The sequence below is a fragment of the Hymenobacter sp. BRD67 genome (assembly GCF_013256425.1).
Classification (GTDB): domain Bacteria; phylum Bacteroidota; class Bacteroidia; order Cytophagales; family Hymenobacteraceae; genus Hymenobacter.
In genome coordinates this window covers 3,589,036-3,608,692 of sequence record NZ_CP053904.1, presented here as the reverse complement: position 1 = coordinate 3,608,692, position 19,657 = coordinate 3,589,036, and the positions used below count along the sequence as shown (strand labels likewise).

Here is a 19,657-nt window from a genome sequence, read left to right as displayed (position 1 = left end):
AAGAGCCGGAAGCGTAGCTGAAGCCGGTGTTGCGCTGGTGTTGGCTTGGGATGAACCCAGGCTGCCAGCCGGGTTAAGTGCCGGGGTAGGGCCGCCACTATAATAATTGCCTGCGGCCTGCGCAGTAGCCCGGCCCGTACTCAGCAGACTGCCGGCGGCCAGGGCCGCACCCAGCCACGCACGCCAGCGCGGGCGGGCGTAGGGGCCAGCAATGGACGGTTTAGCTGGTCGGCTCGCAGTCGGCCGCAGGTTTCGCCTGCCACTTGCCAGAGCACGGACAGTATTTCAGCATCGGTTTTCTGCGAAAAGTCGATAACCGTTTTCTGGCAGGCGGCGCAGTGGCGGCCGCCGCTGGCCGGGGTCATGGCATCCCAGCTTTCGGGGCAGGGCTGCGGAAGGCGGAGAAGGGTAGCGCGCTGGGCCATAAGCAAAAAGTGAGTAGCGTTTTTGGGTTGATGCCGGGCCGGGCCCGATTGCACACGGCGAGGCCGTATCTTGGCCGTTTACTAGTTTGCGTGCCCAATCTTCCCCTGGCCGAATGCCCCCCACCAATTCCTCGCTCTTTCGCCGCAAATCCATCGCGGCCATCCTCGCTAATCCGCCCGCCGATGCCGACGGCCACGGGGGTGCTCCCGGCGGCCTGGCCCGCCATCTCACCGTGCGCGACCTTACGGGCCTTGGCATCGCGGCCATTATCGGGGCCGGCATCTTCTCTACCATTGGCCAGGCCAGCTTAAATGGCGGACCGGCTGTGTCGCTGCTGTTTGTATTTACGGCGGTGGCCTGCGCGTTTTCGGCTTTGTGCTATGCGCAGTTTGCGGCCACTATTCCGGTCAGCGGCTCGGCCTACACCTACGCCTACACCTCGTTTGGCGAGCTGGCCGCCTGGATTATCGGCTGGGCGCTCATCATGGAGTACGCCGTCGGCAATATAGTAGTTGCTATATCCTGGTCGGACTACTTTACCGGCCTGATGGATGGCATCGGCCTGCACATTCCGCTGTGGCTGACCATGGGCACCCAGAGTGCCCACCACGGCTACGAGGCCGTAATGGCCATTATGCAGGCCCACAAGCCCCTGGCCGAAGCCACGCCCGCTCAGCTCGACGCCTACAAGGCCTGGGCCCAGGCGCCCGAGCTGCCCGGCGGCTGGCGGCTGGTCGTCGATTTGCCGGCCTTCCTCATCACGGTAGCCATCACGGCACTGGTGTATGTGGGCATCAAGGAAAGCAAAAATGCCTCTAACCTGCTGGTGGTACTGAAGCTGATAATCGTGGCCGTGGTGATTGTGGTGGGCGCGTTCTACGTGAAGCCAGCCAACTGGTCGCCTTTTGCCCCCAACGGCATCGGCGGTGTGCTCAAAGGCGTGTCGGCTGTATTCTTTGCCTACATCGGCTTCGATGCTATCTCGACCACCGCCGAAGAGTGCAAAAATCCGCAGCGCGACCTGCCCAAGGCCATGATGTACGCGCTCATTATATGCACTGTTCTCTATGTTATTATTACGTTGGTACTCACCGGCATGGTGAGCTACAAAGAGCTGGGCGTGGGCGACCCGCTCTCGTTCGTGTTTGCCAAAGTGGGCCTGCCCCGGCTTTCGGCGCTAGTAGCGGTGAGCGCCGTGTTTGCAATGGCCTCGGTGCTGCTGGTGTTTCAGCTGGGGCAGCCGCGCATCTGGCTCACCATGAGCCGCGACGGCCTGCTGCCACCGGTGTTTGCCAAGGTGCACCCCCGGTTTCATACGCCCTCGTTCAGCACCATCATAACGGGTATTTTCGTGGGTGTGCCGGCGCTGTTCCTCAACATGGATTTGGTGGTTGACTTAACGAGCATCGGTACGCTGTTCGCCTTCGCGCTGGTGTGCGGCGGTATCCTTATCATCGACCCCTACGGCAAGTCCGACGCCCGCTTCCGGGTGCCCTACATTAGCGGTCGCTGGCTGGTGCCGCTGCTGCTGATAGCCTGCTCCTGGCTGCTCTGGCGCTATGACCACGCCACTATCGTTAAGTTTATTGAGGATAGCGACGGCACCACGGCCGCCCGCACCGGTGAGGGCTGGTACGCCGTGTTTCGCCACCAGATTCCGTACCTGGTATTTATGCTGGCCTCGCTGGCCATCATGGTCGTTACCTTCCGGAAAAAGCTCTCGCTGCTGCCAGTGCTGGGCCTGCTCACCAACCTGTACCTGATGACGCAGCTCGGCATCAACAACTGGACAATGTTTCTGATTTGGCTGCTGATTGGGCTGCTTATCTACTTTGGGTACGGGTATCAGCACTCCAAGCTGAATAAAGTAGCGGTTGGGTAAACCGAAAATAGTTGCTGGCAAGGTTGCGTATGCGCCCGGCGGCTGGTGTTACTGAGTTGTTTGCCAAAGCTCAAAACTGGTTGCGCCCGGCAAAGGCCCGAACCCGCAAGGCGCTGGAATGCGTTACTCGGGCCGCCATCTATTGGATAACCAGACTTGACGCAAAAAACTGGTTCGACCACTTTGGGTATCGACATACTATCCTGAAAGCTGCTCTTATACAGCAAGTAGACCCGCGTAGAACAGAGGGTGCCTCCGTTTTACGCGGGTCTACTTGCTGTAGCGCTGCCGTAAAATTCACCAGAACTTTGAGATGGTGCCGACTTAGGGCGAATTAATTGAGTATATGGAATTTTACTGAGAATTTTCGGTATATTTCGGCCTACCAACGGTTGCTTCAGAATGGCTACTAGTACCTCGCTGGCCTGCGTTATTATTGATAATAACGAAATAGATATATACATATTAGAGCATTTGGTGCAACTAACCGGCTCGTTGCAGCTGGTAGCCTCGTTTACTGACGCCGTGCAGGCGCTCGACTTTTTGCAGAGTCACCCGGAGGTACAGTTGGTATTACTCGATATCGACATGCCGGAGCTGACGGGCCTGGAGCTGGTTCGGATGCTCGCCGCGCCTCATCCGGAGATAGTTATTATTACCAGCCACCGCGACCATGCACTCGACGCCTTCGAGCTGCACGTGGCCGACTACCTCATTAAGCCGGTAGACTATGCCCGCTTTCGCAAGTCTATCGACCTTATTGTGCAGCGCTACCATAAGCCGGCTGCTGAACGCCAGGTAGCCAGTGGCCCGGACCCACACGTGGCGAGCGGCGTCATGCTGGCTTTTCCATTGCCCGAAGCGCTGCTGGACCCGGATGGCGCCAGCCAGGACCTGTTTGTGAAAGTGAATAACCGCCTGGTACGGCTCAACTTCAACGATGTGCTGTATATCGAGGCGATGTCGACCTATTCCGTGTTTGTTACGCCCAAGCAGAAATACATCGTACACCTCACCCTCAAGAGTATTGCGGAGCGGTTGCCTTTTGTCAATTTTCGGCGGGTGCATCGCTCTTACATGGTCAATACCAAGCTGATAGATAGTATTGAGGACAATGTGCTCACGCTGGCCGGCCACGAAGTGCCATTGGCTAAGTCGTATCAGGAAGAGCTGTATCACTCGTTGCGCAGCCTGTAGTAATTGAGGCAGGCCCGGGTTCTAGGACAGATGAGCGGGCAGCTCATGCAGGGCGGCTTCGATAATATCGGCCAGGTGCTGAGTTGCGGCCAGCAGGGCCGCGTTGGGTATGCTACCTGCCGAGGCGGCGGCATCAGCTTGCTGAATAAGCGTCATACTTTCTTCGGTAGCCCGAATGCCGAGGGCATGTAAGCTGGATTTGAGATGGTGTGCTAATTGGGCCACGGTGCCCCACTGGCCCGCAGTGGCAGCCGAGCGCAGGCTGGCAAGGATAGGGGGCGCGGTGCGCAAAAAAGATTCGATTATCTTCCTTATCAGGGTCTCATGCCCTTGCACATGCTGGCGCAGATACGTAAAGCTGACGGCCGGGGCCGCCGCTGGCCGGTAGGGTAACAGTTTCTGATACAAGTCGCTATCAATGAAAGGCTTGGTTAGGCAGTCGGTAAAGCCGGCTGCGAGGTAGCGCTCGGTATCGGTTCGGAAAGCGTGGGCTGTGAAGGCAATAACCGGCGTTGCGGCGCGCCGGGCATCGGGGTGCCGCCGCAGCTGCTGAAGTACCTCCAGGCCATTCATGCCCGGCATTTGAATATCGAGCAGCACCACATCAAATGACGCTTCGTGCAGCAGCGCCAGCGCGGCGGGGCCGCTGCTGGCCTCGCGCAGGGCAACTCCCCACTGCTCAAGAGAATAGCGCGCTACGCTGTGGTTAATCTCATTGTCGTCGATGAGTAGCAGCCGTAGCCCGGCCAGGCTGCCGGCCGCCAGCACCGGCGCTTGCATGAGGGCCGGGCCGGCAGCGGCCCTATGTAAGGTGAGCAGCAGCGTAAAGGTGCTGCCAATGCCGGGCTCGCTGTGCAGCGTGAGGGTGCCGCCCATTTGCGCGGTTAGTGCCCTACAAATACTCAGGCCGAGGCCCGTGCCGCCGTATTGCTGGCCCGTGTGCAGGTTCTCCTGGGTAAAAGGCTCGAAAATAGCTTGTTGGCGGGCCGGGTCGATGCCCGCGCCACTATCGGCAACCTCCAGCTGAACGGTGAGAGTGGTAGCCGTTTGGGCGAGCAGCTGGCTGCTAACGTGGATGTAGCCCTGCTGCGTAAACTTAAGCGCATTGCCTACCAGGTTGACAAGTATCTGGTTTAGGCGATGCGCGTCGCCCAGTACCCAAGGGTAGGGGAAAGGGTGGCCCAGGGCCAGGCACGTGAACTCCAGGCCTTTTTCGTGGGCTTGCCAGGCCAGGGGACCTAATACTTCCCGGACTGTTTGCCCCAGCTCAAACGGCTGGTGCTCCAGCTCCAGCTTGCCGCTGTTTATTTTGCTCATATCGAGCACATCATTTAATACTCGCAGCAAAAAGCTGCCGGAGGTGCGGATAATGCGCAGCAACTCTTGCTGCTGCGCATCGAGCGGCGTTTGAGCCAGCTGTGCCGCCATCCCCAGGATACCGTTGAGGGGCGTGCGAATCTCGTGGCTCATATTAGCCAGAAAAACTTCCTTGGCCTGGTCGGCCGCCTCGGCTACCTCTTTGGCATGCTTGAGCTGCTGCTCGGCTGCAATGCGTCTGGTTACGTCGTGCGCGTGGACTACTACGTACGCCGGCCGCCCAGCCTCAGCTGCTACCAGCTGGCTGCGAAAAAGCAGGTGACGTAGCTCCGTCTGCCCCGGCGGGCACACCTGTACTACCCCGGTAGCCTTATGGTTGGCCAGCAGGCGCTGCCGGTAGCTGCCAAAGGCCACGGTGGTCGTGGGCAGCAGCGTCGTTAGCTGCATCCCCAGCAAGGCATCCGGTTCGGTGCGCAGGAGCGCCGCCAGCGCCGGGTTGCCGGTGAGCAGCGTGCCGGCCAGGTCATGGGTGCAAATAATGGCCTGAGTGTGCGTCAATAAGTCGCGGTACTGTTTTTCGCTGTGCTCCAGCGTAAGCTGCATGGTTTTCAGCTCGGTGATATCGGTGCTGACGCATAGCACCAGTGGGCTGCCACTCTTGCTGATGAGAGGGCAGCGTATGGTCTGAAACCAACGTGCCTCGCCCGTATGCAGCACCAGCTTGGTTTCGGTACGCACGCGCTGGCCGCTGCAGCACACTTCCGCATCGGAAGGGGCCGCGGGTTGGCCGGCTTGGCGGGCCCCGCTGCCACCGGGGTCGGCAAAAGCCCTAACCTGCGCCTGTGACATCTGGTCCATTAGCGCGGTCATAGTCTGGTTTTGCATCAGTAGCTGCCCGTGTATGTTGCGCACAAAGAGCGCGTTAGGGCTGGCATCAAGCACGAGCTTGATAAGCTCATGGCTCAGGTCGCTTTCTAAATCAACCTGGTCGGAGCCAGGCGGCTGCGAAGGCCGGTGCTGCTCGGTAATATCGCGGCAGTAGAGGCAGTAGCCGCCCCCAGGCAGCTGAGCCAGCGACTGTCGCTTTAGCTCTACTATACGGCGGCTGTGCAGCGTCAGTGGGGCGCCCTCGGGGCGGCGCCCCGTAGTAGCTGCCCAAGCGTGTGCGCATCGGGGGTACTGGCGAATAGCTGCGCTTTCATAAGCTCGGCGGGCTGCCCAATCCAATGCGCCAACGGCTGGCCAAGCCCAAAGAGCGTGCAGAACGCCTGGTTGACCATTAATATAGTATTTTCTGAATTTGCCAGTAAAATGCCATCGCTTACCTGGCTCAGGCAGCTTGCCAGCATAGCAGTGGCGGCAGTTGCCGGGGCAGCAAGGCGGACCCGCTCTGCCGGCTGCTTGGTGGTAGGAGCGCCTTGCCGGCGCTTCAGCTCTTCGGATGCGAGCCGCCTCAGGACACTTGTCTGATAGGACATAAATAGAAGCAGCTTAATCGGCTCAAGTTAAAAGATTTTGTCAGGCCCGCAATAGCCCATAGCCCAGCACGCCTTATGCAGAAGCGAACTATCTGATAGAATGGCTAAGCAGCATGCCTGACCGATAAACGCCCTTCAAAAAAATAACCTGATCAGGAAGTACTACAAACCATTCTTTAAATAATAATGACGCTGCTTTAGCTATGCAACGGCACTATTGAGCCTACTCATGAGGCAGGGTTTAGCGGTAAGAGTAATTTTATCCCAGCTCCTTTTTCTACCCGCACTGCTGTCAGCAGCCAGCCACATGGCTTGTAAAATACAAGCAACAGTAGAGTGAAAAACAGATTTTTATGCGGATTAAAATTAAGAAAAATCCGCGTATAAACAATAGCTAAGGGCCATACCGGGAGCCAGGCGCCTGCCAGGGTTCCGGCGGCTGGCTTCTTCTTCCCTGACAAATAAGCCCATTGCTAAAACGCTATACTGCGTGGGCTGACTAGCTACCTGTTTACGCCGCGCTCCCTACCTCACTTCTGCTTTACCTATGAAACAACTTTACCCCCTCTGCCGGGGCTGGTGCCGTTGGGTGGCCAGTAGCTGGCCGCTGCTTTTGCTCGCCCTGGCCCTGCGCACCTCGCCTGCCGCGGCCCAAACGCCCTATCCGCTAGTGAGCGGCAACTATTTTGAAGGCTTTGATAACGTAGGCAGCTGGGCCGATGGCTTTGCCAGTGGTGTCGGCGCCGCGCCTTACGGAGCGGTGGGCAGCACGTATTCGGGCACGCCGCCAACTGGGCTGGTGCCCAGCCCCACCGTCACGACTATTTCGAGTAGCACCTTTGTGGCGGGTGGCACCGGCGGCGTGCAGCGCTATGTAGATACCACTACGCCAGCTGCCAACGGGCTGGCGTTGCTGGCCCCTGGCACTACCGATAATAAGTCGGCCGTGGCCGTAGACCTGTTTCTGGATTTCACTACCCGGCAGGCAGGTCAGCTTTCCTTTAAGTGGACGGTGCTTGCTAATGGCGCAAGCACCAGCGACCGCACGGCATCCCTGCGGGTGTATGCCAGCACCGATGGCGCCACGTTTACGGAGCTGCCGGCGGCAGCGGTGCTTAATAAGGTTAATAACAGCTCCGATACGGGCATTATTTCGGGCGTGCAGCTGCCAGCGTCGTTCAACAACTCGGCTACGGCCCGGCTGCGCTTTTACTGTTACAACGGCACGGGTGGCAGCACGGGCTCGCGACCCAAGCTGCTGCTCGATAACGTGGGCGTGACGTCGGTGCCGCTGCCCGCTATTTATTCCTTGAGCCCGGCCAGCGTGGCCGTGGGGTCGGGTGGGCAGGCAATTACCATCACGGGCAGCAACTTCACCAGTACCAGTGTCGCGTATTTTAATGGTAGCGCGCGCACCACTGCGCTTGGCTCGGGCACGCAGCTGGTAGTAACGCTGCTGGCCAGTGATGTAGCCGTGCAAGGTGTTTATCCTATGTGGGTTGTGGATGGGGCCAAAATCTCGAATACGCTTAACTTGCTGGTAGCGCAGGCTTACTATACCAAGGCCAGCGGCAGCCTGAACACCCTGAGCACATTTGGTACAAACACCGATGGCTCGGGCACGCCGCCGCCCAATTTTACTGCCACCGGACAGGTATTTTATGTAGGCGGGTCGTTGCGGACCATTACGGCTAACTGGACGGTGAGCGGGGCGGGGTCCAAGATGGTGCTGCTCGCCAACAGCGTCTTGGTTATCCCTAGCAACTATAACCTTTTTGGCACCCTGGATGCCGGTGCCGGTGCCATGCTGGAAGTGAATACCACCAGCGCTGTATCGGGCGTGGCGTTTGGGACCTTGGATGCCACCAGCACCATTACATTCAGCCAGAATGCCAGCTATGTAGTGCCAGCCGTGCCAGCCCCTGGCTACGGCAACCTAATACTGCGTAATGGCACTAAAACGCTGCCCGCCAGCCCCATTCTGGTGCAGGGCAATCTGCAGCTCGACAACCTGACCGCCTTTGGGGGCACGGCGCTTAATCTGGGCGGCAACCTGCTGCTCACGAGCCCGGTTACGTTTGACGCCACCGCTAAAATAGCGCTTACGACCACCAACGCTGCCACCCAGCAAACCCTGAGCGGCAACGGCACCGCGCTGGAGCTGCTAAGCCTGAGCACCAGCTCCAATACCCCTGGCGTCGCCCTGGGGCCTGCTACCAACCTACTGCTGGGTAGCAGCGCGGGCGGGGGCTACACGCTGGGCGCAAACTCGACGCTGAGCGTGGGTGATAATACGCTGACATTCCTGGCGGGTGGGCAGGCCGCTATCGGCGCAGGCACCGGCGTACTTCGCCTCACGCCAGCATCGGTGCTGGTATTTAACAAGAGTGGCGCGGCTCCACTGGGCACCCTGCGAGCCGATGTAACGGCCAATACCCTGGCCAGCCTGACCATTAACGCCACCGGCGGGGCCAGTATCAGCACGAATGACCTGACCCTGGGGAGCGCCTTAAAGGTTAACGGCCCGTTCAGCATGCCAAGCGGTCAGCTTAGTCTGAGCGCTAATACGCTGATGCTTAACGGGCCGGTAGCACTGGGTGCGCCCGGCACGGCTCAGCTTAACGGCTCTACTACCGCGAGCCTCGTTTTTGGGGGAGCGGGCAGCATCAGTACGCTGTCGTTTGCTGCGACGGGCAGTGTACTGGGCGACCTCACCATGAGCCATACCGATACGGTAACGGTGAAAATGGCATCGACCCTGACGGTTTACAGCTCCCTCGGGCTTAACCAGGGCAGCTTGCGCTTTTTGGGTTCTAACCGTCTGATAATAGCAGGCAGCGCGGTGCTGCTGGGAGGTGGCACCAACAGCTTTGTTAATGCCTTAATGCAGAGCGCCGTCACCAATTCATCCAGTAAAACAGCAGCCCTGCCTTACCCCGTGGGTAGCCGGGGGCAGTATCGGCCGCTAGTGCTGACTATTACGGCCAGCACCGGCACTACCAGCTACACCGTGCGGATACTGGATGGCGCGCCGCCCGCACATAACCTGCCCGGCACCATTCAGCGTGTGTCGCAGGTGCGCTACTTCACCATCTTGCCCGAAACCAGCACCAGTATCGTTACCAACGCGAGCGTGGGCCTCAGCTACGGGGCCGACGATGGCGTAGGGACCGGCAATACCAATCCTACTACCCTGCGCGTGGCCCGCAGCGACCCCGCTGCTTCGGGGCAGTGGCAAGACCTGGGCGGTAGCTATGCTTATCCGTTCGTAACCACCACCGTACCGTTTAGCAATTTTTCGTCCGACGGCTTATTTGTGCTGGCCGACAATGGCAATAACCCGCTGCCCGTGACGCTGCTCAGCTTCGGTGCCCAGCGCCAGGCCAGCGGCGTGCTAGTGAACTGGCGTACGGCAAGCGAGCAGCACAACGCCTATTTTGAGGTAGAGCGTAGCCTTGATGGTGTGGTCTTTAGTGCGGTGGGTAAGGTGACGGGGGCTGGCACCAGCGCGCAAGCGCACAATTACCACTACCTCGACGCGCAGGTCCCGGGCGAGCTGGTATATTACCGGCTGCGGCAGGCTGACGATTACTCGGGCTTAAGCAGCTACAGTACTGTGGCAGTTGTGCCCGGCGGCCCGGCCGCTACCCAACTGGCGCTCTATCCCAACCCGGCCACCGACCAGCTTATCGTGAGCCTGCCGGCGCAGGCCGCCGGCCAGCCGCTGCAAGTGTTTGACCTGCGGGGCAGCGCGGTCGCGCTGCCGGAGTTGGCCACTGGCGTGCTCGATGTGCGCCAGCTGGCCGCAGGCAGCTACTTCGTACGGGTAGGCGCGGGCGGCGCGGGCCTCACCCGTCGCTTCGTAAAGCTGTAGCTGCCGGTAGTTTTTGGCCCCCTCCTTTTCTTGCTGGTTTTTCAAAAATACCGCTATGGCTCCTGTCTATTTAACTGCTGCGCTGCACGTTGATTTCCCTGTCGGCCAGCTTCTTTCACCTGCTGAAGAGGCCGCCTACGCCTGCCGCCTGCGCGAAGTAGAGAATGTGCTCTTGTGCCAGGCATTTGGCGGGCAGGTGCCCCAGCCCAGCAGTCGGGAGCAGCTTCAGCGCTATCTGAATGGCGAAATCAGCCGGGCCGAGGCGTTCAGGCAGCTTCGCCCCGTGCCGCGTCGGTACGATAACTAGCCGGCTCCCGGCGCCCCCGGCGCTCTGGGGCAGGGTTGCGGCTTTCTACTGCTACTACACTCACTCTTCTTTCCTGCTCTATGATTCGCTTTGCTGCTCCCAACTGTCAAAATTGTCCCAGTTACCACCGCAATCTACTCCACTGCTGCTCGCATGCCGAGATAGCGTCAGTTTCCGAAGAAAAGACCAGCGAGCACTACGACGCGGGCCAGGTCATCTTCCGGGAGGGAAATCGGTCGGCTGGGCTCTACTGCGTTCACGAAGGCAAGATTAAGCTTGCCAAATTGGGGGGCGATGGGAAAGAGCAGATAATCAGGCTGGCCCGGAGCGGCGACGTGCTCGGCTACCAGGAACTGGTGAGCGACACCAGTCATTCTTTGTCGGCCATCGCCCTCAGCAGCTGTACCGTGTGCCTCATTCCCCGGCAGGTATTTTTTCATCATTTGCATACCAATCTTCAGTTTAGTAACGCGCTGATGCAGCTACTGGCCTACACGCTCGTGCAAACCGAAGTGCGGATGCTGCACCTTGCCTACAAGCCCGTGCGCGAGCGCCTCGCCGAAACGCTGCTGCTGCTGCTGCACACGTATGGTACTGAGGGTGATAGCGCCCCCTTCACAATGGCCATTACCCGCGAAGACCTGGGTGCGCTGATGGGCACCACCAAGGAAACAACTACCCGCATGCTCTCTGACTTTAAGCAGGAAGGCCTGCTCACCACCAAAGGCAGCGCTATTACTATCACGGCACCGCAGCAGCTGCTCAAAATCGCCACGCAGTTTGACTGATTGACAAGTATCTGTCAAGAGCTAATGGCCCGATAACATATTAAAATTTTAATATGTTATCGGGCCATTAGCTCTTGACTCAGCCTGGTGCCGCCTGCCAAAGATGATAAAGGTCAGTTTCGTTACTGGCCTGCCTCACTGGTCGGGTGCGTATGGGCGGGCACCTTTGCCAGGGCTACCTGTTTTGTTGCTGAGCCGGCCCCTTGCCCTTCAGCTCTGGGGTCCGTTGTGTACGCTGCACCTACCTTTTTTCTTTCATGCCGATTCCCGGGTCTACCGTAAAGAGCCTGCCGCCGGCCCTGCTGGCCGACGTGCTGCGTGAAGCCGAGCAGCTGGCCAGCCGGCTGTTTGCCAGCCAGTTTCTGGTGGTGTTTGAGGTGTGGTTGCAGCAGTGCTGCTACAGCAGCCCGGCTACCGAGGCCCTGCTGGGCTACGCGCCCGCCCAGCTGAGCCTGGCCTTGCTGTACGAAGCCATCCATCCCGACGATTTGCCGGCCGTTATTCAGGCCTCGACGCTGGCCAGTGAGTTTATGCAGCACTGCGAGCCGGGAGCTGCCGGGCAGCAGTCGGCCGCCTGCTTCAGCATCGATTACCGCCTGCGGTGCCAGGCCGGGCACTACCTGCACGTGCTGCGCCAGAACTTTATCCTAGCCCAGGATGCCCAGGGCCACCCGCTGGTGACGGCCAGCCTGTTTACCGATATATCGGCCCATAAAAACACGAATGATGTACGCTTCAGCCTCGACCATCCCGACTTTGCGGCCTGGCTGGCCGCCCGCAAGGGCAAGCGCACCGACGATGAGCTAAGCACCCGCGAGCAGGAAATTCTGGCGCTTGTCCTGGCGGGCGAAACCAATGCGGCTATCGCTGAGAAGCTGTTTATCAGTTACTTTACGGTTAAAACGCACCGCCGCAATATCAAGCGCAAAATCAAATCGAATAATACCAGCCACCGCCTCTCGCACCTGGGTGTAGGAAGTGTAAACCTGGCTAGCTAAAGCATTTCGCCCAAGCGGTTTACGCAAAAAAAAACACAGCTATTTTAAGCTATTTCCAGTCGGGCTGGGCCACGTCGGCAAACAGCTTGGTGCGGGTTGTGCCAGTGGCGTCGGCCTTCCAGAGGTCGCCGGGCGTTAGGCCATCATTTACCTGGTTTACGAATAGTACCGAGTAGCCATCGGGTGAGTAGCGGGGATTCAGGTCGTTGGTACCCAGTGGCTTGGGAGTCGAAGAGCCGTTGCTGAGCGTAATATCGGTTAGGTTGGTGCCATCGAGGCGCTGCGTAAACATGTGGGTGTCGAGCTGGCGGCCGGTGGGGCTGTCGAAGCCCGCCACGTCGCGGGTATACAGCACCCGGCTGCCATCAATGCTAAAGCTCGGCGAGTCGAGCCGGCCCGGCAGGTTGCCGACCAGCAGGGTAGGGTTGGAGCCATCGGCATTGAGAAGGTAAAGCTCTGCGTCATAGATATTAACGCCAACCGTTTGCACCACCAGGCGGTTGCCCTGGGCCGTCCAGTCGCACTCTCTGAAGTGGCGGTTGGGCGGCGCTGTAGCCAGCAGCAGCAAGCCCGTACCATCGTTATTGATGCGGTAAAGCTGGTTGTAGTGCGCATAAATAAGCTGCGCGCCATCGGGCGACCAGCGGTAGCCTACGCCGGCATTGTTATAGCCCTCCACAGCCAGGGTGGTAAGGCGGCGCTGGTTGGAGCCGTCGCGGTTCATGGTATAAAGCTGAAATTGCCCGGTCGCGTTGGAGGTATAGGCTATCAGGTCGCGGTTGGGGCTTAGCTGCGGGGCCGCCTCGGTGGTAGCGGCACTGGTGAGCTGCAACAGGTTGTCGCCGGTGCTGCTGGAAGAGTAGATATCAGCATTGCTGCCCACAGTGCGCACAAACAGAAAGCGGTTGTCGGGCAGCGGCTGGGTCTGGAAGCTCCACAAAACTGACCGGGTTGATGCTTTAGCCGAATTTGTAACGGTTACCTGCCAGTAGTATATAGAATTATATAGCAAATTGGTAACGGTCACGGTTGTGTCGCGCGAGCTGGTCAGCAGCGTGCGCTGGGTTACGCTGTTTGCCTCGTAGAGCACCACCGAGTAGCGCAGCGAGTCGCTTTTTACAGCCCCGGTCGAGTGCCAGCCCAGCGTAAGCTGCGTAGGCTGGCCCGTAGCGCCCGATGCCGGGCTGGGCTGCACCGGCGCACTGGGTGCCGTGGTGGGAGATGCCTTGTCGAGTATCACCGACACGGTTTGCGTCTGGCCTTCACTTACCACAACGCTGGTACTCTGGTCGGTATAGTTACTTTTGTGGGCCGTCAGGTTTATAGTGCCTACCGGTACCTGACTAATGGTAAACTGCCCTTTGGCATCCGTAACGTAGCCACTGGTAGCCGGAGTAGTAGTGATGGATACATTGGCCAGCGGCTTGCTGGTGCTGGCCTCAAACACAGTTCCGCTCAGCACCCCATAGCGCACGGGCTCCACAGTTGTTTCGGTGCAACCCCCAGCACCAACCATATCCCAGCAAAAAGGAAGAGGTGTTTCATACATCCAAAGCTAAAATTGCTGTTTAGGAAGTAGTTGTTTTGACCGAAAGCCTGCTGCCAGCAGCCAAGGGCTGCTTACCAGAAAAAGACTCACGCAACACTGCATGAGCCTTTCAAAACAGGCGCAGAGGCGCTAGTGGCTCACCGAGTCATGGGCAACGGCCCGGCCGGCGGCGTCGAATATGCGGAGGTTGATATGGTAGTGGTCCTGCCCGCCAGCGCTAATGGCTACTTGTGAGAGCGTTATCTCCTGCTGGGGTGGCAGCTCAAAGCTGCCGCGCTGCGTGTTGCGCGTCTGGCCAGTGGGGCCGGCGCGCACCGTCTGTAGGTCGTAGCGGTAGCGGGCCGGGGCACCGAGCAGGCTGCGGCAATGGCTGCTGATGCGCAGCAGCCCATCCTGCTGGTGCATGTCGAGGCGGGCTATACAGGGCTCGGGGCCTGGCGCCGAGCTAGGGGCGGTACGGCCGCTAGCACAAAAAGTAGCAAGCGAAGAAGCATAGCACGAGTAAGTAAAAGCCAGTTGATCAGGGGAATATCTTGCCCTGCTCAATCGTGAGCTTAATGCCGGTGCCCTGCATCTGCACGTTGTAGCCGGGGAGAGCTGTGCTTGTTGCCGACTCGCGTTGGGTCAGGCTGTTATTGTTGCCGATTTGGTCGATGGTGTAGCGGGCATGGCTGCCGGCGAGCTGCGTCGAATAAGCGTTATTCGTGCCCTGCTGTTGCACATCTACCAAGTTGTCGTTGCCGGTTACCTCCCCGGCAATGGTGTTGTCGCTGCCGTGCTGGCCCAGGTCTGAGCGGTTGCTGTTGCCGGTCTGGGTAAACGTAGTACGGTTTGTCGCGCCGGCTTGCGTCAGACTCAGGATATTGCCTATTCCAGCCTGCGAAATGGCAGCCTGGTTGGCCCGCCCGCCCAGGTTAACCTGGTTAAGCGTGGCGCTATTGCCAGTGCCCGATTGGGTCAGTGAGCTGATATTGAATGTGTTTTCGGAGGAAGGACTGAGCGTAGGCAGGCGTTCCACGCCCAAGTCTTCGGCCAGGCGCTGCTCGGCAGTGGCCGCTTGGCTTTGGGAGCGGGCCGGCACCTGCGCCCGCGCAGCCTGGGGAAGAGCGACCCCGAAGAGGCATAACGCCAACAGTAGAAAGCGCAATGTTTTCATAAGCAAAAGGAAAGGAAGGTGAGTAGCAGCACCGAAGCCGGACCCCAACGGCGGCTCGTGGCCAACTCGGGGTCCGGCTAGGTAAGGCCTGCCGCCAGCGGCAGCCGGCCTGGCAGGAGCTAGTGCTGCACCACGATAGAGGTGTTTGAGCTACCGTTTTGGTTAGCCCAGCTCCAGTTGGCACCGCCCGACTGGGCAGTAGTAGCATAGTTATTGTCGCCGCCATACTGCATCTGCACAGCTACGTTGCCGTTGCTGGTCTGCGTTACGCCGGCCCGGTCGCCGTTACCGGCCTGGGACTGGTAGCTATAGTTGAAGTCCGCATCGTTGGGGCCTTGGTCGCTGTTAGCCGTGTTGCCCGACCCGTGCTGAATCTGGATGGCCGTGCTGTAGTTGCCGTCCTGGCCAATCCAGGCGCGGTTGCGGGCTCCACTGGTGGAACCGGTGCGGTCCTGGGTCTGGTAGGCATTGTTGTGCCCTTCATTGTCATTGTCCAGGTCCTGCACAATGTCGGCCGTGTTGCCGGGGCCAGTCTGGTTAACGTTGGCGTACTGGCTGGTTCCGTTTTGCAGCACATACGAGTCATTGGCAAACGACGTGCTGCGGCCCTGATAGCCCGATGCACCAGCGTTGGCACCGGGTACAGCACCCAGGGAGTAAGGAGTAGCCTGCTGGGCGTGAGCGGCCGCAAAAACGAATAAGGAGGCAGCAAGAAGTTTGAGTTTCAGCGTATTCATGGGATGAGTCATTAAAGTTGAGAAAGAGAGGCAGTACATCCTCCGGCCGGAAGAACAAGTCAAAAGTACTGGGCCCGACTAAGGCAGCACAATACTCCAAAGGGAGTAAATTTCAAGCTGGCCTAAAGTGAAAAACTACTAGCTATTAATCTGGTTAATAACAAATTAAGCCGTACTTCAGGGTGGGCTTGCTGCTCGGCTGCGGCTTAGCCGCCCTACGTAGAATACCGCTCCCAGCCGGGCTCCCCAGTAGTAATCGTTGTAGCTGCCCTGGGCCAGCAGGTCGAGCTGGTCGCTGAAATAGTAGTGGTTGTCGAGGGTAAGGCTCAGCCCGAGGCGATTGCCCAGCAGGTACTCGGCCCCGATGCCGGTTACAGCATGGGGCAGCACCCGGTACAGGCCGGCGCGGCCTTCCCGGAGCGTCGCTCCGCCACCCACCAGCAAAAACGGCGTAAACCGGTCGGAAGGCAGCAGGCGTATCAGGCCCCCGGCCTCGGCATAGTCAAATACCTGGCTGAAATAGCTGCCTCCCGGCCCCGCCGCCAGCTGGCCCCGGCCCGCGTTTAGAAAAACGCTGCCCGCCGGGCTAGCCTGCCAGCGCAGCGTGAGCTCGGCCACTCCCCGGTTGAGCGGGGTGCTGTAGTCGCCTTGGTAGCGCTGCAGGCCGCCGCTTATACCCAGGCCGATACCAGCCCGCCGCGGCTGCTCTACCCGGCCCAGCGCGTCGATGCTCAAGTTTTCGGTTTTCTCGCGCAGGTAGGCCAGCATGGCGGGCCCGTGGCGCTCAGCGGTGTCGCGCGGGGCCCAGAACTTGTCTTTTATTCCTTCCAGAATGAGCGCCTGCACCGACTTTTCGATGGCCTCTTTCACGGCCATCTCGCTGGGCTCGTTGTAGGTAATGCCGGTTTCGGTTTCCAGCAGGCGCTTAAAATCAACAAACTGAAATACCCCGGCGCTAAGCTGCTGCGATAATATTGTTTTTGAAGTATATACAGTTTTCATAATACGTCCGGTGTTCGTGCTGATGGCCCGCAGGTACACCGTTACGCGGTCTTGCCGATACTGGCCCGAGGCCCCGGCCCCGAAGTAGCGCAGCCCGCCGCCGCCCGTTATAATATTAGAATCGTACGATATAATGCCGCCCTCTAAAATGATGCTGGCAAAAAGCATCGACGCCAGCGGGGCCGGCTGCTTGCCCGTCTGGGCCGCGTATTCCGACTGGGCCGAGCGAATTATCTTGCGCTCATTCAGTAAGTTGCCAATATTTTCGCGCTCAATCGACTCAAACCACTGCGACTCTTCCAGGGCGCGCAGCAGGATGCTGGTGGCACCCTGCGTTACCACGGTCGAAAAGCTGGCCCCGGTTTCGAGCAGGCGGTACTGGCCCGTCTGGTCGCGAAACTTGTACACAGCTACTATCGTTTTGCCCACCGGACTAGGGAGCCTGTGCCACAGCTCGTTGCCGGCTATTTCGGCCCCCAGGCGCGCGGGCTGGGGCGTCAGCATATGCTGGTGCAGATAAGGCATGCAGCTGCCGCCCGTAAGTAAAGCCAGCAGCGCCGCCGCGGCCAGGCGCGGCAGCCGCAGGCGCCGCCTTCCGGCCTCCAAAAGTCGAGGGCTTTTTGTATCAGAAAGAAGGCCCATCTGCATTACAGGCCGCTGGGAATGGTAATGGTCGTTTTATTGCCGGTGCCGGTATCGGTTACCACTACTATCAGGCCGCCGCCGCCCGGCGATACATTAACCTGGTAAGTGCCAACGGTATAGGAGCCCGCCTTGATAGCCCCTTGCCCAAACTGAGAGGTTAGCAGGCGGTTGGTGAGCTGCGAGAGTACCTGCTGATTGAGGTTGGCACTGAACTGCGTCAGCGGGTCGGTCTGCCCATTCGAGCCGCTGGTGCTGGGGTCGGCAATCCGGTTCTGGGCAGTGGCGGCAGCCTGCAGCCAGCTGCCATTAAACGTGTTGCCACCAAACGACGGGTTTATCGGCGTGTACACGAAGCGCTGCGCGTGGGCCGAGCACGACACTCCCAGCAACAGGCAAACAGAGAAAACCTTTTTCATAGCGAGAAGGAAGTGTAGTGAATTGAGAAACAGAATTTATCTGAAATCCTAAGCGGTTGCCACAGCCGGTCAGGGTGAGGGAGCGGGGCATTCTGGTTGCCGTTGGCAAGCTGGGTGGTCGTGGCCTGCTGCTGCTGGAGAAATTCGCGGGCCGCATCGACGGCGGCGGCTACTGCTTCCTGCTGCTGCTCGGCGCGGGTCGGCAGGGGCATTTCAAGCAGCTCCGTGTCGTTTACCGTGATGGCCACCAGCGAGGAGTTGCCGCGCAGGGGCCGCTCCGTCACCACGATGGTGTAGTCACCGAGGCCGGTATTTTCCTGCATGGTGCCGAAAAACAGCTCGTAAAAATCTCGCCCTTGCTTGGTGAGCGTCTGGTCGAGCACGAAGCCTTCGCTTTCGGCCTCCATGCCCGGCTGCACCTGTGCCTGATGCAGCGAGTCGGCCCGCAAAAACAGGCGCAGCGCTTCTTCTACCTGTCTGGTAGATAGTTGCTTGGTAGTGTCAGCCTTAGCGGAGGGCCGGGCCCGCGCCGGGCGCTGAGCCCAGGCAGCTGAGCCCTGCAGTAGTAGCAGCATCAGCGTCAGCAACTCCCATCGCATCCCAGCTGTGGCCCGGCCAACCGGCAGGCGAGCAAGCTGGGGAGAGCAGGAGCGAGGCATAAGAGAGAAGATGGAAGGTCGCCCGGGCCGCCAACAGCAGCACTAGCAAGCGCTTGAGATGGCCTCAAAGCTCGGGCTGACCCCCACCTGGCAAAATGCGCCTTCTCATCCGCGAAAGTGACCTTCGTCATTTTATAACGCGCTCGTGGCACCCCTGCGCGGTTACTAACGGTTACGCAATGGCCTGCACTACTCTTAAACCTGTACGCATGGGCCATCCTAAGCGCGCCTAACGGGCCCGGTGAATGATAAATACGCCAGCCAGAATAATGACCATACCCGCCGCGTGCCATAGGTTGAACGCCTCGCCGTCGAGCGCGCCCCAGGCCAGCGCCACAATGGGAATGAGGTAGGTGCTCGATGAGGCAAACAGCGTGGTGGAGCGCTGAATGAGCATGTTGAAGAGCATGGTGGCCACGGCCGTGCTCATAGTGGCCAGCAGGGCGATGTAGCCAAACGCCGGCCACGCGCCCGGCACCGTAGCCAGCTTGTGCACGAAGCCCGTGCCCAGCAACAAATACGCCAGCGCAGGTCCGCCGATAAGTAGCAGTAGCAGTGAGGTGACGGCTACCGGGCGCATGGTGTGCAGGCGATGCTTTATCACGTTCACGCTGAGGCCATAGCCCACAGTAGCCACCACAATGTAGAGCCCGTACCAGGCATTGCCCGCGCCGCCGGCCGGGGTGGTGGCGTCGCCGCTGCCGCCGAGCAGCATGAGCACCACCGTGCCCACCAGGCCCAGCCCGATACCCAGGACGCGCAGCCCGGTAAGGCGCTGCCCAAACAGCAGGGCGCCCACCAGTAGCGCAAATACTGCCGTGAGGGCATTGAGCACGCCCGCCAGCCCTGAGGCCAGCCGCGTTTCGGCATAGGCAAAGAGGAAAGCCGGAATAAGCGTTCCCACCGTGCCACTGAGCGCCAGCCACTTGAGACGGCCGCGCTCAACCCGGCCGATTTCACGCAGCCCAAACGGCAGCAGGAGCAGCGCCGCTACGCTCACCCGCGTTGCGCCCAGCTCCATTGCCGAAAACACCACGAGCCCTTTCTTCATCAAAATAAAAGAGGTGCCCCAGATGAGCGAGAGTACCAGCAGCAGGCCCCAGGCCGAAGCGGGCGGGCCGGCCTCGCGCGCTACCACTTCGGGCGCGGCCGATACGGCGGGGGCAAGGGCAGCTTCTGATAGGCTGGAGGTGGGGCAGGGCAGGGCAGGGGCAGGCATCGCTCAA

Annotated in this window: 17 protein-coding genes; 6 read left to right on the top strand and 11 right to left on the bottom strand. The window is 59.7% G+C overall.

What is annotated here, in order from left to right; translation table 11 throughout:
• Positions 1 to 140: 140 nt before the first annotated feature.
• A complete protein-coding gene (locus GKZ67_RS16795) occupies positions 141 to 425 on the bottom strand; it encodes a hypothetical protein (RefSeq protein ID WP_173244592.1) in 285 nt (94 codons plus the stop codon).
• A 113-nt stretch (positions 426 to 538) separates the two neighbouring features.
• Here GKZ67_RS16795 and GKZ67_RS16790 point away from each other — a divergent pair, with 113 nt between their 5' ends.
• Together GKZ67_RS16790 and GKZ67_RS16785 are read left to right on the top strand one after the other, a co-directional pair.
• A complete protein-coding gene (locus GKZ67_RS16790; RefSeq protein WP_173244589.1) occupies positions 539 to 2,308 on the top strand; it encodes an amino acid permease in 1,770 nt (589 codons plus the stop codon).
• Positions 2,309 to 2,710: 402 nt separating this feature from the next.
• A complete protein-coding gene (locus GKZ67_RS16785) occupies positions 2,711 to 3,505 on the top strand; it encodes a LytR/AlgR family response regulator transcription factor (protein WP_173244586.1) in 795 nt (264 codons plus the stop codon).
• A 21-nt stretch (positions 3,506 to 3,526) separates the two neighbouring features.
• Here the strand turns inward: GKZ67_RS16785 and GKZ67_RS16780 are convergent, their stop codons facing one another.
• Complete coding sequence (locus GKZ67_RS16780) at positions 3,527 to 6,049, bottom strand: PAS domain-containing hybrid sensor histidine kinase/response regulator (RefSeq protein ID WP_254244892.1); 2,523 nt, start codon at positions 6,047 to 6,049, stop codon at positions 3,527 to 3,529.
• Positions 5,938 to 6,171: a PAS domain-containing protein gene (locus tag GKZ67_RS25305; RefSeq protein WP_410505084.1), complete on the bottom strand. Its 234-nt coding sequence runs from the start codon at positions 6,169 to 6,171 to the stop codon at positions 5,938 to 5,940. Before GKZ67_RS25305 ends, GKZ67_RS16780 begins: the two co-directional genes overlap by 112 nt.
• A 676-nt stretch (positions 6,172 to 6,847) precedes the next feature.
• On the opposite strand from GKZ67_RS25305, the gene GKZ67_RS16770 reads away from it, so the two are divergent.
• From GKZ67_RS16770 to GKZ67_RS16755, 4 genes are all read left to right on the top strand, one after another.
• Positions 6,848 to 10,174 carry a T9SS type A sorting domain-containing protein gene (locus GKZ67_RS16770; RefSeq protein WP_173244578.1) on the top strand — a complete coding sequence of 1,109 codons (3,327 nt, stop codon included), beginning with the start codon at positions 6,848 to 6,850 and terminating at the stop codon, positions 10,172 to 10,174.
• Between the two features lie 55 nt (positions 10,175 to 10,229).
• Positions 10,230 to 10,481, top strand: a complete 252-nt coding sequence (locus GKZ67_RS16765) for a hypothetical protein (protein ID WP_173244575.1) — start codon at positions 10,230 to 10,232, stop codon at positions 10,479 to 10,481.
• 80 nt (positions 10,482 to 10,561) lie between these two features.
• Positions 10,562 to 11,269: a Crp/Fnr family transcriptional regulator gene (locus GKZ67_RS16760; protein ID WP_173244572.1), complete on the top strand. Its 708-nt coding sequence runs from the start codon at positions 10,562 to 10,564 to the stop codon at positions 11,267 to 11,269.
• 257 nt (positions 11,270 to 11,526) lie between these two features.
• Positions 11,527 to 12,267: a helix-turn-helix transcriptional regulator gene (locus tag GKZ67_RS16755; RefSeq protein WP_173244569.1), complete on the top strand. Its 741-nt coding sequence runs from the start codon at positions 11,527 to 11,529 to the stop codon at positions 12,265 to 12,267.
• A 49-nt stretch (positions 12,268 to 12,316) separates the two neighbouring features.
• Here GKZ67_RS16755 and GKZ67_RS16750 read toward each other — a convergent pair whose 3' ends face one another.
• The 8 genes from GKZ67_RS16750 to GKZ67_RS16715 all read right to left on the bottom strand — a co-directional run bounded on the left by GKZ67_RS16750 (position 12,317) and on the right by GKZ67_RS16715 (position 19,650).
• A complete protein-coding gene (locus tag GKZ67_RS16750) occupies positions 12,317 to 13,729 on the bottom strand; it encodes a carboxypeptidase-like regulatory domain-containing protein (RefSeq protein ID WP_173244566.1) in 1,413 nt (470 codons plus the stop codon).
• Positions 13,730 to 13,945: 216 nt separating this feature from the next.
• Positions 13,946 to 14,221 carry a curli-like amyloid fiber formation chaperone CsgH gene (gene csgH, locus GKZ67_RS16745; RefSeq protein ID WP_173244563.1) on the bottom strand — a complete coding sequence of 92 codons (276 nt, stop codon included), beginning with the start codon at positions 14,219 to 14,221 and terminating at the stop codon, positions 13,946 to 13,948.
• Between the two features lie 115 nt (positions 14,222 to 14,336).
• The gene (locus GKZ67_RS16740; protein WP_173244560.1) at positions 14,337 to 14,972 is read right to left on the bottom strand and encodes a hypothetical protein; all 636 of its coding nucleotides are present in this window, start codon (positions 14,970 to 14,972) and stop codon (positions 14,337 to 14,339) included.
• A gap of 119 nt (positions 14,973 to 15,091) precedes the next feature.
• Positions 15,092 to 15,709, bottom strand: coding sequence for a hypothetical protein (locus tag GKZ67_RS16735; protein WP_173244558.1), 618 nt, complete (start codon positions 15,707 to 15,709; stop codon positions 15,092 to 15,094).
• A 177-nt stretch (positions 15,710 to 15,886) separates the two neighbouring features.
• Positions 15,887 to 17,317, bottom strand: coding sequence for a CsgG/HfaB family protein (locus tag GKZ67_RS16730; protein ID WP_254244891.1), 1,431 nt, complete (start codon positions 17,315 to 17,317; stop codon positions 15,887 to 15,889).
• Between the two features lie 41 nt (positions 17,318 to 17,358).
• Positions 17,359 to 17,772, bottom strand: coding sequence for a curli production assembly/transport component CsgF (locus GKZ67_RS16725; RefSeq protein ID WP_173244556.1), 414 nt, complete (start codon positions 17,770 to 17,772; stop codon positions 17,359 to 17,361).
• Positions 17,769 to 18,431: a CsgE family curli-type amyloid fiber assembly protein gene (locus GKZ67_RS16720; protein ID WP_173244553.1), complete on the bottom strand. Its 663-nt coding sequence runs from the start codon at positions 18,429 to 18,431 to the stop codon at positions 17,769 to 17,771. The genes GKZ67_RS16725 and GKZ67_RS16720 overlap by 4 nt, the downstream gene beginning before the upstream one ends.
• Before the next feature lie 229 nt (positions 18,432 to 18,660).
• On the bottom strand, positions 18,661 to 19,650 hold the full coding sequence (locus GKZ67_RS16715; RefSeq protein ID WP_173244552.1) for a DMT family transporter: 990 nt from the start codon (positions 19,648 to 19,650) through the stop codon (positions 18,661 to 18,663).
• Positions 19,651 to 19,657 lie beyond the last annotated feature (7 nt).

Excerpts from the sequence above, each read along its gene's own strand:
- GKZ67_RS16795 (WP_173244592.1), bottom strand. The coding sequence starts at position 425 with ATGGCCCAGCGCGCTACCCTTCTCCGCCTTCCGCAGCCCTGCCCCGAA.
- GKZ67_RS16790 (WP_173244589.1), top strand. The coding sequence starts at position 539 with ATGCCCCCCACCAATTCCTCGCTCTTTCGCCGCAAATCCATCGCGGCC.
- GKZ67_RS16785 (WP_173244586.1), top strand. The coding sequence starts at position 2,711 with ATGGCTACTAGTACCTCGCTGGCCTGCGTTATTATTGATAATAACGAA.
- GKZ67_RS25305 (WP_410505084.1), bottom strand. The coding sequence starts at position 6,171 with ATGCTGGCAAGCTGCCTGAGCCAGGTAAGCGATGGCATTTTACTGGCA.
- GKZ67_RS16770 (WP_173244578.1), top strand. The coding sequence starts at position 6,848 with ATGAAACAACTTTACCCCCTCTGCCGGGGCTGGTGCCGTTGGGTGGCC.
- GKZ67_RS16765 (WP_173244575.1), top strand. The coding sequence starts at position 10,230 with ATGGCTCCTGTCTATTTAACTGCTGCGCTGCACGTTGATTTCCCTGTC.
- GKZ67_RS16760 (WP_173244572.1), top strand. The coding sequence starts at position 10,562 with ATGATTCGCTTTGCTGCTCCCAACTGTCAAAATTGTCCCAGTTACCAC.
- GKZ67_RS16755 (WP_173244569.1), top strand. The coding sequence starts at position 11,527 with ATGCCGATTCCCGGGTCTACCGTAAAGAGCCTGCCGCCGGCCCTGCTG.
- csgH (WP_173244563.1), bottom strand. The coding sequence starts at position 14,221 with ATGCACCAGCAGGATGGGCTGCTGCGCATCAGCAGCCATTGCCGCAGC.
- GKZ67_RS16740 (WP_173244560.1), bottom strand. The coding sequence starts at position 14,972 with ATGAAAACATTGCGCTTTCTACTGTTGGCGTTATGCCTCTTCGGGGTC.
- GKZ67_RS16735 (WP_173244558.1), bottom strand. The coding sequence starts at position 15,709 with ATGAATACGCTGAAACTCAAACTTCTTGCTGCCTCCTTATTCGTTTTT.
- GKZ67_RS16725 (WP_173244556.1), bottom strand. The coding sequence starts at position 17,772 with ATGAAAAAGGTTTTCTCTGTTTGCCTGTTGCTGGGAGTGTCGTGCTCG.
- GKZ67_RS16720 (WP_173244553.1), bottom strand. The coding sequence starts at position 18,431 with ATGCCTCGCTCCTGCTCTCCCCAGCTTGCTCGCCTGCCGGTTGGCCGG.
- GKZ67_RS16715 (WP_173244552.1), bottom strand. The coding sequence starts at position 19,650 with ATGCCTGCCCCTGCCCTGCCCTGCCCCACCTCCAGCCTATCAGAAGCT.